At 39.0% G+C, this 12,755-nt stretch carries 10 protein-coding genes and 1 pseudogene; 6 read left to right on the forward strand and 5 right to left on the reverse strand.

The features are described from left to right. Nucleotides 1-86: 86 nt before the first annotated feature. The gene (locus tag H0S58_RS06340) at nt 87-785 is read right to left on the reverse strand and encodes a DUF1826 domain-containing protein (RefSeq protein ID WP_195727471.1); all 699 of its coding nucleotides are present in this window, start codon (nt 783-785) and stop codon (nt 87-89) included. A gap of 293 nt (nt 786-1,078) precedes the next feature. Here H0S58_RS06340 and H0S58_RS06345 point away from each other — a divergent pair. Next, nucleotides 1,079-1,237 (forward strand): annotated as a pseudogene (locus H0S58_RS06345) (quinone oxidoreductase); the annotation flags it as partial. Between the two features lie 40 nt (nt 1,238-1,277). On the opposite strand, the gene H0S58_RS06350 reads toward H0S58_RS06345, so the two are convergent. After that, a complete protein-coding gene (locus H0S58_RS06350) occupies nt 1,278-2,078 on the reverse strand; it encodes an undecaprenyl-diphosphate phosphatase (RefSeq protein ID WP_195727573.1) in 801 nt (266 codons plus the stop codon). 315 nt (nt 2,079-2,393) lie between these two features. Here H0S58_RS06350 and kdpA point away from each other — a divergent pair, with 315 nt between their 5' ends. The 5 genes from kdpA (at nt 2,394) to H0S58_RS06375 (ending at nt 10,522) form a co-directional block, all read left to right on the forward strand. Further along, the gene (gene kdpA, locus H0S58_RS06355) at nt 2,394-4,118 is read left to right on the forward strand and encodes a potassium-transporting ATPase subunit KdpA (protein WP_195727472.1); all 1,725 of its coding nucleotides are present in this window, start codon (nt 2,394-2,396) and stop codon (nt 4,116-4,118) included. Nucleotides 4,119-4,129: 11 nt separating this feature from the next. Further along, a complete protein-coding gene (gene kdpB, locus H0S58_RS06360; protein ID WP_195727473.1) occupies nt 4,130-6,166 on the forward strand; it encodes a potassium-transporting ATPase subunit KdpB in 2,037 nt (678 codons plus the stop codon). A 21-nt stretch (nt 6,167-6,187) separates the two neighbouring features. After that, entirely contained in the window at nt 6,188-6,820 is a 633-nt protein-coding gene (gene kdpC / locus H0S58_RS06365) for a potassium-transporting ATPase subunit KdpC (protein ID WP_195727474.1), read from the forward strand. 313 nt (nt 6,821-7,133) lie between these two features. Further along, on the forward strand, nt 7,134-9,782 hold the full coding sequence (locus H0S58_RS06370; RefSeq protein WP_195727475.1) for a sensor histidine kinase: 2,649 nt from the start codon (nt 7,134-7,136) through the stop codon (nt 9,780-9,782). A 26-nt stretch (nt 9,783-9,808) separates the two neighbouring features. Next, the gene (locus H0S58_RS06375; RefSeq protein ID WP_195727476.1) at nt 9,809-10,522 is read left to right on the forward strand and encodes a response regulator; all 714 of its coding nucleotides are present in this window, start codon (nt 9,809-9,811) and stop codon (nt 10,520-10,522) included. Nucleotides 10,523-10,542: 20 nt separating this feature from the next. Here H0S58_RS06375 and H0S58_RS06380 read toward each other — a convergent pair whose 3' ends face one another. The 3 genes from H0S58_RS06380 to H0S58_RS06390 all read right to left on the reverse strand — a co-directional run bounded on the left by H0S58_RS06380 (nt 10,543) and on the right by H0S58_RS06390 (nt 12,683). Further along, nucleotides 10,543-11,775: a type II toxin-antitoxin system HipA family toxin gene (locus H0S58_RS06380; RefSeq protein WP_195727477.1), complete on the reverse strand. Its 1,233-nt coding sequence runs from the start codon at nt 11,773-11,775 to the stop codon at nt 10,543-10,545. Continuing rightward, complete coding sequence (locus H0S58_RS06385) at nt 11,772-12,032, reverse strand: helix-turn-helix domain-containing protein (RefSeq protein WP_195727478.1); 261 nt, start codon at nt 12,030-12,032, stop codon at nt 11,772-11,774. The genes H0S58_RS06380 and H0S58_RS06385 overlap by 4 nt, the downstream gene beginning before the upstream one ends. A gap of 414 nt (nt 12,033-12,446) precedes the next feature. Next, complete coding sequence (locus H0S58_RS06390) at nt 12,447-12,683, reverse strand: VF530 family DNA-binding protein (protein WP_067869627.1); 237 nt, start codon at nt 12,681-12,683, stop codon at nt 12,447-12,449. Nucleotides 12,684-12,755: the final 72 nt, after the last annotated feature.

A 12,755-nucleotide genomic window follows, 5' to 3' on the forward strand; every position in this document is an offset into this window, starting at 1 on the left:
GAAAAAGGTAGCCTAGAAAGCATCAATCACTAGGCGGCAAGTGGAATTAAATTATGGAGCGCTTTAACGATATAGAAAATAAATCTTTAACAAATTAATAACAGTCTATACTCACCCTCTTTTTCAGTCGGAGCTCTATGAACACAAGGTAATACCTGTTGTGTTGGATGATCTACTGCCAGTCGCCAAAGATGACCTGAGCCTAAATTCACAGGTTTTGCAGCAGATTTAGGCTGATAATGCAAGTCAAAGAAATAGTCTTCCAAAAATGCTTCAAATTCAGCTTCTGGGCCATCATGTAATTTTTTGAGTTTTTCCCTGATTTCTGGAATCAAAATTTTTTGTTCAACTTGATCATGAGGCATGATATCACTTGCAGGACCATGATAAGTACATAAAAAAGTATCTGTTTCGATGGGGGAGCGATCAATATGATAGGAATATACATCTGTTGAAATGAAATCTAGCTCTTCATCCCGTTCGTAGCTTTTAAGAAGATTAAGTGAAGGCGATGCTCCGAAATCAGTTAATAACTGGATATCTTTTAAGATCATTTCTCTTGCCAAATGACCTTTTTCTGAAAGTTGTAATGCCAAAAGCTCTTCAACAGAAACTTCTGTAATATTCTCTTTTAGCTCAAGTTTAGCCACAATCTCTTTAAAATCGCCAACTAAATCTCTATGCCAGCAAAGGGCATTCATATCTCCATTAAAATTCGAATTTATAAGTTCAGAAAAAGTAGAAACGACTCCAATTTGAGCGTTGCCAGAAAATGTATTCTTCATATCATAATTAAATAATCAACGATGGTGAGTAATATACACTCAGGTTTATAGAAATGCAGCGGAATTAACGAGTTAAATGCTCTTACAGAATATTAGCAAATACTCAATGACAGAAACAAAGGTGGGTTAACCAATCTTAATCATCATGAAAAAGTTGATCAGCAATTTTTTAATAGATTTGTCGCAAAATGCTAAGTGCCTGTCGTATTATGTAAAGTGAGGGCTATTCTGAGTGTTGTAGTTTTAATGAATGCTTTTGAAGCACCCAATAAAAATACAGCATGGATAGGAAAGTGAAATTGAATAAAGCGATACGGTTCTACGAATCTGGTTCACCAGAAGTAATGTGTTATGAAGATGTAGAGGTCGGAGAGCCATCGGCTGGGCAAGTACGTTTACGCCATGTTGCTGTTGGTTTGAATTACGCAGATACATATTTCCGTAACGGTACTTAGCCTAGACAACCTTTTTTATTTTTAGCTCACAAATGAATTATAAAAAGACTATTAATAAAATAATCCCCAATATCAGACGATACCAAGCAAATACTCTTAACGTGTGTTTTTCTACAAATTTAACTAAGGCTTTAACCACCAAAAATGCAGCAATAAATGCAGCTACAAAACCGACTGAAATATTTATTAAATTATCCGAAGTGAGGACATCAGCATTACGGATTAAATCGTAAGTTGCCACTCCCAACATGGTTGGCATGGCAAGGAAAAAAGAAAATTCTGTTGCTGCTTTACGGGATAAGCCAGAGAGCATTCCGCCAATAATGGTTGCGCCCGATCGAGATGTACCCGGAATCATGGCAACGCATTGTGCAAGACCTACAAGAATGGCTTGCTTTAAACTAATGTCTGTAGCTTCAATAGTTTTAGGCTCAAACTTGCTTGCTTCGACTGCAAAAATAATGAGTCCACCAATGATCAGTGCACAAGCGACCACAACAGGGCTAAACACAACGTGTTTAATAAAATCGACAGCGAATATTCCAATAATGACGGCAGGAAGAAAGGCCATAAATACATTGAGCGCAAAGCGTCGAGCATGTAGATCCCCAGAAAAAAAACCTTGTAATAATACTATGATTTTTTGTCGATATAACCAGCAAACAGCAAGAATAGCCCCCAATTGAATAACGACTTCGAAAGCACGCCCAGAATCCGATTGGAAATCAATCAGGTGACCAAAGAGTATTAAATGTCCTGTGCTGGAAATAGGTAAAAACTCGGTTAAACCTTCAATTAATCCCAAAAAAAAGGCTTTAAGCAGTTCAAGATTTTCCATGTGTGTAATCATTATCGTCATCAATTTTTGATTCCTTTTAATCTATTTTTTGTTATTTATAAACAAAACAGAATCAAATTTTACGAAAATTTTACGCTCTATGTATTTTGATGAATAGAGAATTTACGCATGCTTTTTAGATACTAGACCGTGGAATATCCCCAAGTTTAGGATGGAAAAGATGAGTGCTACATTCATAGCGCCTCAAAAAGTACAGCATCCAAGAATGTGCTTCGTACAGATACTTAAAAATCATCGCTATATCAAGATCAATAACAGGTCTATTTCGCACTCGTTGAAGAGGAGTGAAATGCCATGTTAGTGTTTATTTTACTTTTGCTCATTGTGATGGTTCTTGCTTATCCTTTAGGTAAATATCTTGCGGCAATCATGCAAAATCGTGAGATGAAAATTGACCCTGTATTCAACTGGATTGAAAAACCAATCTATGCTGTGTTGGGGACAAATCCTAAAATTGGCATGAACGTGAAGACCTATTCACTGAGTTTTTTGCTGAGTTGCTTGGTACTAGGCGTAGTGACTTGGATTTTATTTATGACCCAAGCCAGCTTGCCATTTAACCCAAATAACGCACCGAATATGTCGTGGGATTTGGCATTACACACCATGATCTCATTTTTAACTAATACCAATCAGCAACACTATTCAGGGCAGGCTCAACTGTCTTATTTGTCGCAAATGGTGGGTATTGTGGGCATGCAAATCATTACACCCATGATGGGTTTAGCCATGGTTGTCGCCACCGTTCGAGCATTGTTTTATAAGCACTCGAACACTTTGTCAGAAGAAGAACAGAATGCAGGTTTTGGTACAAAAGTTCAAAAAATTAATATCGGTAACTATTGGGCAGATGTGATTCGCCCAACATTCCGTTTTTTAATTCCACTGTGTATGGTGTGGTCGCTATTGCTCACTAGCCAAGGTGTACCGTCTACATTTCAGGGCGGCCCTAAAGTTCAAGTCATCGATCAAACGACTGAATTGAAAACTCAAAAAATTCCATTAGGTCCAGTTGCACCCATGGTGGCAATCAAACAGTTGGGCAGTAACGGTGGTGGTTGGTATGGGCCGAATAGTAGTGTGCCACTGGAAAACCCAACACCATTATCAAACTTTTTAGAAATGTTGGCGATTCTTCTGATTCCAGTTTCTGTGATTTTCATGTTGGGTTTTTTCACCAAGCGTGCAAAATTTGCTGGCTTTGTTTTTGGCACAATGTTGTTGATGTCTGTTATTTCGGCAAGTAGTGCAATTTGGTCTGAGAGTCTTTCATCTACAGCCACACAGCTTTATGCAATGGAAGGAAAGGAAGTTCGTTTTGGCGAAGCTTCCTCGGCACTTTGGGCAGCCGTGACCACGCAAGTCAATAATGGTTCTGTCGATATGATGCATGACTCATCTGCACCACTCACAGGGTTTGTGGCTTTATCCAATATGCTGATCAATGCCATTTGGGGAGGGATTGGTTGTGGTTTACAGCAATTCATTATTTACCTGTTTTTGGCTGTGTTTATTGCGGGTCTAATGACTGGGCGTACACCTGAATTGTTTGGTCGAAAAATTGAAGCGGGTGAAATTAAACTCTTGGCGGTGGTGATATTAATTCAACCGATTGTAATTTTAAGTTTAACGGCTGTGACTTTATTTTTCCCTGAATTAACGGGTAATAGTAATCCGCAATACCATGCTGTCTCACAAGTACTGTATGAATATGTTTCTGCATTTGCCAATAACGGTTCAGGCTTTGAAGGTTTGGCAGATAACACCGTGTGGTGGAATGTCAGCTGTGGTGTGGCTTTATTATTAGGTCGTTTCCCCACACTGATTATTCCATTGTGGATTGCAGCACGTTTAGCAGCGAAACGTCAGGCACCCGAAAGTAGTGGGAGTTTAAAAGTTGAAACACCAACCTTTGCGTTCACGCTCATTGCGATCGTGGTGATGTTGACTTTATTACAATTTATGCCAGTCCTCGTCTTAGGGCCGATTGCTGATCATCTGTTATTGGTACAAGGTTAAGGGTGACTACAATGACTCATTCAAAAAAAACTATTCAGAATCAAAAAAATACGTCAACTTTATTTCAGGCTGAAGCGTGGAAAAATGCATGTATTAAATTGCTTCCCCAACACATGATTAAAAATCCTGTCATGGCGATTGTATGGCTGGGCACTATTATCACTTTTGTCAGCACCTTGATGGGTAAAGCTGACTTGGTCTTTGGCTTATTGGTCACCTTTATTTTATTTGTCACTGTACTGTTTGCCAATTATGCAGAAGCAGTCGCAGAAGCGAAAGGTCGCGGTCAAGCGTCGTCTTTAAGACAGGCACGTCAGAATTTAACAGCACGTCTGATTCAACATAAAGATGATACTGATGGTAAACAAATTGCCGCCTCTTTATTGAAAATGCATGACCTGATCGAAGTTCGTGCAGGAGAGTTGATTCCAGCTGATGGCGAAATTATTTATGGTTTTGCCACCATTAACGAAGCGGCGGTTACGGGTGAGTCTGCACCTGTATTACGTGAAGCAGGCACAGACAAATCAGGTGTGATTGGCGGTACTAAAGTCCTCACTGACCGTATAGTGGTACAAATAACGGCCGAAGCAGGACATAGTTTCTTAGACCGCATGATTGCTTTGGTTGAGGGTTCTAACCGTCAAAAAACCCCCAACGAAATTGCATTGGGTATTTTACTGACCGTGATGACGGTGACTTTTATTGTCGTGGTGGGGAGTCTGCCTTTTATTGGGCATTTTCTGAATATTGAAATTAATCCAATTCTATTGGTTGCATTGTTGGTGTGTCTCATTCCAACGACGATTGGTGGCTTGTTGCCGGCCATTGGGATTGCGGGGATGAACAGGGCCTTAAAAGCCAATGTCATTGCCAAGTCGGGTAAAGCAGTTGAAGTGGCGGGTGATGTGGATGTGTTGTTGCTGGATAAAACAGGCACCATTACTTATGGTGATCGTCAAGCAACCGCTTTTTATCCGCTCGCAGGTGTGACTGAATCAGAGCTTCGTCAAGCTGCAGTACTAACCTCGCTTGCAGACCCAACACCTGAAGGTAAGTCTGTGGTGGCTTTAGCAAAAGAATTGGGAGAGCGTATCGTTGACCCAGATCAGGCAGAATTTATTGCCTTTAATGCATCAACACGTATTTCAGGGATTAATTTGTCCGATGGTCATCAAATCCGTAAAGGAGCATTCGATGCAATACTTAAATTTGCATCGCAAAACCTTGAAAACCATAGCGAGTTAAAAGCTCGTGTAGAGCAAGTCGCATCTAAAGGGGCAACTCCCTTGGTGGTGGCAAAGGATCAAACTCTTTTAGGGGTGATCGAACTTTCCGACGTGATTAAGCAAGGGATTAAAGAAAAATTTGCGCGCTTACGTGAAATGGGCATCAAAACCGTCATGGTCACAGGGGACAACCCACTTACTGCGGCAGCAATTGCAGCAGAAGCAGGTGTGGATGATTATATTGCTGAAGCAAGACCTGAAGATAAACTGAATTGCATTCGTGAAGAACAAAATAAAGGACATTTGGTGGCCATGGTCGGGGATGGTACCAATGATGCACCTGCTTTGGCACAAGCAGATATCGGACTTGCCATGAATTCGGGTACACAAGCGGCCAAAGAAGCAGGCAATATGGTGGATTTAGATTCAGATCCCACCAAATTACTGGCAGTTGTAGAAATTGGGAAACAGCAGTTGATTACCCGAGGGGCATTAACGACTTTCTCTTTGGCAAATGATGTGTCGAAGTACTTTGCAATTTTACCAGCATTATTCGTTTCTGCTATTCCACAAATGGATGTCTTGAATGTGATGCAATTGGGTAGTTCTGAAAGTGCAATTCTTTCAGCACTTATTTTTAATGCGATTATTATTCCATTGCTGATTCCCATTGCGTTACGGGGCGTGAAATTTCAACCCTCTACATCTACCCAGTTGTTACGTCGTAATATGTTGATTTATGGTGTGGGTGGCGTGTTGTTGCCATTCGTTGCAATCAAAATGATTGATCTGATGATCAGTCCATTGTTGTCACTTTAAAAATTTGTGAGGATGATAAAAATGAACACTAAAAATGATCTAATGCAAAATAATCCCTTGGAAAATAGTCAACTGATTGACTCATCATTAGCAGGTTTAACCCGTGCATCTCTTGGTTTAACGCTTATTGCTTTGGGACTTTGTGGTTTTGTATACAGTTCAGTTGCAACAGGACTAGCTCAAGTGATCTTTCCGCATCAAGCCAATGGTAGCTTAATTGTGGAGAATAATCGTATTGTGGGATCAAGCTTAGTTGCACAGCCTTTTGTTCAAGCGCAGTATTTTCACCCACGACCATCGGCTTCAAATTATGATCCCATGGTAATGGCAGGAAGTAATTTGGCCAGAACCAATCCAGCTTTGCACCAAGCAGTCGATGAACGTTTAAATCAAATTTCAGCACAGGAACAGATGGATAAGTCAAAAATCCCTGCAGACTTGGTGACGACTTCAGGCAGTGGTATTGACCCTAATATTGGTGTGCAGTCTGCATTGATTCAGGTCAAACGTGTTGCACAAGCAAGACAGATTTCTGAGCCAGATGTACTAAAACTGGTACAACAACATACCATTCAACCGACTTTTGGAATTTTGGGCGTTGAACGTGTGAATGTACTAGAATTAAATTTAGCTTTAGATCAGGTTGTAAAATAATAGAGATCATCAACTCGTAGTTTAATGTGCTTGTATCACTTTCAAGAACAATATATTCAATAGCGATAGGCATTCCTCGTCACGATTGATAGGGAATGCGTTGTATGAGCGGGTGAGGGGGTTTTTATAATAATCGGTATCTTAACCCTCTTGATTATAAAAAATAGAGGCCATACTTACTCCCTATTTAATTAGGGATTAGGGCAGATATCTAATAATATTTAAAATAATGAATCCATTCTTATTAGAAATAAGCGGTTCATTTATTTCGGTATAACGTGGTTATCATTCTCCAAAGACAAAAGATATCTTTATGGAAAATAGAAATAATAAAGCAGATGTTTTGCTACAACATACTCAGCGTTATCAATCTGGGCGCTTAACCATATTTTTAGGGGCAGCTCCCGGTGTAGGGAAAACTTTTGCCATGCTGGTTCGTGCGCATGATTTGGCCTTGCAGGGAAATAATATTGTCATTGCTTATGTCGAAACGCATGGTCGAGCAGAAACCGAAAACTTGCTTGCAGGCCTGAGTATTATCCCGCGTAAAATTATTGAGTACCAAGGGCATCAACTTGAAGAAATGGACTTAGATGCAGTTCTTGAAAGAAAGCCAAGCATCGTTCTTGTGGATGAATTTGCGCATACCAATATGCCGGGCAGTCGCCACGAAAAGCGTTGGCAAGACATCAATGAATTATTAGATGCAGGTATTGATGTCTTTACCACCATGAACATTCAACATTTAGAAAGTTTGAATGATGTGGTACTTCAAATTACAGGTATTCGTGTTGCTGAAACGGTGCCAGACCGGGTGTTTGAGCGCATTCGTGATATTCGCTTAATTGATTTGCCAGTCAATGAGTTACTTGAACGGTTAAACCAAGGCAAAGTATATGTACCCGAGCAAGCAGAGCAGGCTTTACAGCGGTTTTTTAATCACTCAAATTTAACTGCTTTACGTGAATTGGCCATGCAAACCGTTGCAAGCCATGTCGATGACAATGTTCGAGAAAATTTTGCGATTCAAGGGCTGACTCCTATTCCGCTCAAAAACCATATTTTAATTATGGTTGATGGACATGGGTATTCCGAAGCATTGGTTCGTACTGGATGTCGTATTGCTGAACATCGGTTGGCACATTGGACTGTGGTTGCCTTTTCTAAAGATTCAAAAATAACAGTTAAGCAAGAAAACTCACAAAGCCGTGAAATTGAGTCTGCACTCAATTTGACGCGTCAATTGGGTGGAATGACCGAAACACTTTATGGTCAGCAACATGCCAAAACACTGTTTGATTACGTGATGGATCATGGCATTTCGACCTTGGTTTTAGCACAACCTACTCGAAAAAAAGTTCAGTTCAGCTTAAAACCAAATTTTATTGATCAGCTATTGAGATTCAAACCTCGCTTTGAGTTGAGTATTGTACCTATTGCTGCTGAGCAAAAAAATCACTCAATTTTACCAGATAAGGGGGAGTTTTTATCGCTGAGAGAAGCAGGTTACGTCATTGTTACCACAGGCATCAGTATTTTAATTGCCAATTTGGGTGAACAATATCTGGGTATAGAAGATCTGTCTGTCATTTTTATCACAGCCGTGGTTTTTGTCGCATCCCAAACACGTATGTTGGCAGCAGCACTTTCCGCCATTTTGTTCTTTTTAGCCTATAACTTCTTTTTTATTCACCCTAAATTTACCTTACAAATATCAGCACATCAAGGCATGATTACTGTGGTGGCATTCTTGGGGGCTGCATTAATTTCAAGTCGATTGGCATCACAATTAAAAGAACAAGTCACAGCTTTAAAAGCAGCCAATAGTTATAACAGCATCATGCAAGATTTAGGGCAGAAACTCTCTACTGCGGTAGATTTGCAACATGTTCAAGAGATTGCTGAAAGCAGCTTAAGTAAAAATTTAAATGCAGAGATATGGATTTATTTTCCTGAAAGTGCACAAGCAAAAACAGCTTTAGACAACATCAGTGATAAAGAAAAAATTTCTGCTGATTGGAGCTTTAAAAACCACCAGCCTTCAGGACGGTTTACTCAAACATTGACTGAAAATGATTGGTGGTTTTTACCATTATTGGCCTCTAAACAATGTCTAGGTGTGGTTGGACTTAAATTTTCATCGCTACAATTGGTGTTAAATTCTGAGCAAAAACAATTGGCAGAGGTGATGGTTGAATATATTGCACAAGCGATTTCAAGGACTCAATTGACCAAGGCTTTAGAAATTGCCAATGTAAGTTCAGAAACAGAAAAACTGCGATCCGCACTATTGTCATCGGTATCTCATGACTTACGTTCACCTTTGGCATCGATGATTGGAGCAGCAGATACCCTAACTAATTATCGCCATTCAATGGATGAGAAAGATCAAAACAGTTTGCTCGAAGCGATTCATTTAGAAGGAGAGCGTTTAGACCGATATATTCAAAACTTATTGGATATGACTCGTTTGGGACATGAAGGACTTAGCCTCAAACGGGATTGGATTGGTGCCGATGAATTGATCGGTTCAGCCGTTCGCCGTTTAAAACGCTATATGCCAAAGTCATTGGTTGAGGTCCATTTACCTGATGAAACGCTCAATTTGTTTGTGCATGGGGCATTAATCGAACAAGCGATTTTTAATGTTTTAGAAAATGCGGCTAAGTTCTCACCTGAGGACAAAGCCGTTTCGATTCATGTTGCTAAGCGCAGTGAAAATGAGATAGAAATAGCCATTAGCGATCAAGGACAAGGTATTCCTGAAGATGAACGTGATCGTATTTTTGATATGTTCTATACCATGGAGCGGGGCGACCGTGGGCAATACGGTACAGGTTTGGGTTTAACCATTGTGAAAGCGATTATTGGTGCGCATATGGGTAAAATTGTGGCATCTTCTGCGAAAAATAACCAAGGTACTTGTATTCGCATGCAACTTCCAATACAGCAATTGGCGTGAACTATTTTATTCAATAAGGAGATCTGATGTCAGAGCAAAACGTGTCTGCAAGTGCGATGGTTAATGTGCTGATTATTGATGATGAAACACAGATTCGAAAATTTTTAGATATTGCTTTGCGGGCGCAAGGTTATAAAGTCCTTCAAGCTGTAAATGGTCAGCAGGGTTTAGAACTGTTGGCTTTGCAAGGTGCAGATTTGGTGATTTTAGATTTAGGGTTACCCGATCTAGACGGTTTTGATGTGCTGTCTGAGCTGAGAAGCTGGTCTAATGCACCAGTCATTGTACTGTCCGTTCGTGCTGACGAGGAGGAAAAAGTAAAACTATTAGATGCAGGTGCAAATGATTATGTGACCAAGCCTTTTAGTGTTCAGGAACTCATGGCAAGAATACGTGTTTTACTTCGCCAAGCGCAGCATGTGGTCGTAGAATCGGCTGTTTATGACGATGGTGTCCTAAAAGTTGATTTTGCACATAGACAAGTCTTTTTGAATCAACAGTTAATTTCCTTAACACGTAAAGAATATCATTTACTCAATTTACTCGCACAGCACAAAGGACAATTGATTACACAACCTCAAATTTTAAAAGAGTTATGGGGGCCGACGCATCAAGAAGACACACATTATTTAAGAATACTGGTGGCTAAATTACGTGGAAAATTAAACGATAATGCGGTGCATCCCAAATACATTATCACTGAACCTGGTGTGGGCTTAAGATTTTTGAATAGCTATTGATTTAAAAAGAATTCATTTAACTATTCAAATTTTTTCTTCTGATCATGTCGATAATTTTTGGTACCAGAGCTTGACGTCATAATATTTGAGATTGAACCTTCTATAGATGTCCGCAATCCATCGAATAGCTGAACTTCATTTGAGGTTCTAAGATAATCTAATATATTTTCGCTAAAAGATTCTATAATTTCTTTGGGATTTCTGATTCTAAATTGGTTACTTTCGGCCAATTTAATGAGATGTGAAAGATCTGGAAATGCCTTGCTACCAGAAAGTTTGAGTGCCATTTTATTATCAATTGAAGCATAGATAAGAGTATGTGTAATATCAAATGGTGGTGAAACAAAAATGTTATTCATATCTGGGGAATATTGAAGAGCAAAGTTTTTAAGATGTGCATCACCATTACCAATTAAACAGTTGAATACGATGTATTTATACATTTTCTCGACTTCAGTTACGCTATGAGTATATAGATAGGTTGCTTTCAACAGCGCTTCATAGCTACCTATATATTTTGCATCAGGATCATTTGACTTTTTCATGAGTGTCGTAAAGTCTTCATAGCCTAATTTTGTACCATTACTGGATCTATCAAACCGTTCTACAACATATGTTTCTAAATTTTCAGACAAATAGGTTTTTGGTGGCTCAAGTCCACAATGCCATGCAGCCTGCATACAGACAAATTCGTTGACTGTAAGTAAAGGAAATTCAGAGTCAAAAGATTTTACAATCAAATCTCTTTGTTGAACTGTTCTATCTGTTTGAACAGTATTTGCATGAGGGATGCTTACTTTGGGTTGCATCCCAGCTAATGAATTTCTGAGATAGTATTTTTCTAATAGCTGTGGGAAAAGAGGTTCATTGCTCTGGTAGGATAAAATTTCATTCAAGCTCAAAGATTCAACCTCGGGTAAATTTAGCTCACTCTGATAAGAAAGCATCCCGATTCCTTGATCGCCTTGTAGCGCCAATAAATACATATCATTGACTTTTGCATATCTTGCGAGTTTTTCTGCAATAAATCGGCGATTAAAACCTTCTGGAAGATTTTGAGAAAATATTGGATGTAATGCACCAGAAGAATAACCATCCATGCCTTTTCGGGTCATGGTGAGTGATACATGCTGTGTTTCTTGTGTTGGCTGATAATGGTGAACTGAACCATACGTCAATACGCCTAATTCATATTGATTAGCACACACCATGATATTAGTGATTTTGGCAGGAAGATTGGTCTGTATATTCATTCGTCCTCCTCAGCAAAAATATTTTCAATCTCATCCCAATGGGGCAGTGAGTGTTGCTTTGGAGATACATCAAACTGTAAACCGACCGCATCAAGCACACGCTCAAATATGTCAAAAGAACCAGTGAATCGTCCATTTTCGATCTCTGAGATCGTAGTTTTATTGATTCGAATTAATTCGGATAATTTTTGCTGTGTATAACCCAAGGATTTTCGCACTATACGAACTTTCCCTCCAATTTCGACTCTACTTGCCATAGAAATTTACCCATAAAATGTTAGCTATATAGATAATGTAGCATATCAAATATTAAAAGTTATCCATATAGCTAATATAATAAGTATAATTTAACGAGAATGAACAAAGTGAGTGATATCACAAAATCCGTAGTCTTTGATATTCTATTTGACTTATGTTCATCTAGAATCTAGTTCACAATTAAATTTAATTACTTAGAGCACTAAAGTAGTAACTTATAAAATATTTGGTTCATAAACCGAGCTATGAATACATATTTTCCTACTAAAAATGTCTTAAGAATAGACTAAATTTATCTAGGAGAGTGGTGGCAGCCACCACTAATTAAAAGGTGTCTACAAAATCAGTGGCTATTCAATAAGTGTAGTTACTATTTGGTATAAAATATTACACTGAGGCTAGAGTTTTGATAGCTACGATTTCTGTTTGGCTTTTTGGCGTAAGACATACAAATATAAGCTTTCTACTTTTTCACGTGCCCATGGTGTGGTACGTAAAAATCGCAATGATGATTTAACACTTGGATCTATGCAAAAACATCTAATTTCAATTTTACGATTTAAGCCTTCAAAGCCGCCGTAGTAATCCAATAATTCATCCAAAATGTCAGCAAGTTTTTTGCTATGTAAAGGGTCATTGGAGGTGTTCATAATAGATCAACCATATTTTGGGAGGCTATTATTATAACCTGAGCTAGTTGGAAAATGAGAGGGCGGGAATTT

It is taken from the genome of Acinetobacter sp. TTH0-4 (assembly GCF_015602665.1).
Lineage (GTDB): Bacteria > Pseudomonadota > Gammaproteobacteria > Pseudomonadales > Moraxellaceae > Acinetobacter > Acinetobacter albensis.

Excerpts from the sequence above, each read along its gene's own strand:
- H0S58_RS06340 (WP_195727471.1), bottom strand. The coding sequence starts at position 785 with ATGAAGAATACATTTTCTGGCAACGCTCAAATTGGAGTCGTTTCTACT.
- H0S58_RS06350 (WP_195727573.1), bottom strand. The coding sequence starts at position 2,078 with ATGGAAAATCTTGAACTGCTTAAAGCCTTTTTTTTGGGATTAATTGAA.
- kdpA (WP_195727472.1), top strand. The coding sequence starts at position 2,394 with ATGTTAGTGTTTATTTTACTTTTGCTCATTGTGATGGTTCTTGCTTAT.
- kdpB (WP_195727473.1), top strand. The coding sequence starts at position 4,130 with ATGACTCATTCAAAAAAAACTATTCAGAATCAAAAAAATACGTCAACT.
- kdpC (WP_195727474.1), top strand. The coding sequence starts at position 6,188 with ATGAACACTAAAAATGATCTAATGCAAAATAATCCCTTGGAAAATAGT.
- H0S58_RS06370 (WP_195727475.1), top strand. The coding sequence starts at position 7,134 with ATGGAAAATAGAAATAATAAAGCAGATGTTTTGCTACAACATACTCAG.
- H0S58_RS06375 (WP_195727476.1), top strand. The coding sequence starts at position 9,809 with ATGTCAGAGCAAAACGTGTCTGCAAGTGCGATGGTTAATGTGCTGATT.
- H0S58_RS06380 (WP_195727477.1), bottom strand. The coding sequence starts at position 11,775 with ATGAATATACAGACCAATCTTCCTGCCAAAATCACTAATATCATGGTG.
- H0S58_RS06385 (WP_195727478.1), bottom strand. The coding sequence starts at position 12,032 with ATGGCAAGTAGAGTCGAAATTGGAGGGAAAGTTCGTATAGTGCGAAAA.
- H0S58_RS06390 (WP_067869627.1), bottom strand. The coding sequence starts at position 12,683 with ATGAACACCTCCAATGACCCTTTACATAGCAAAAAACTTGCTGACATT.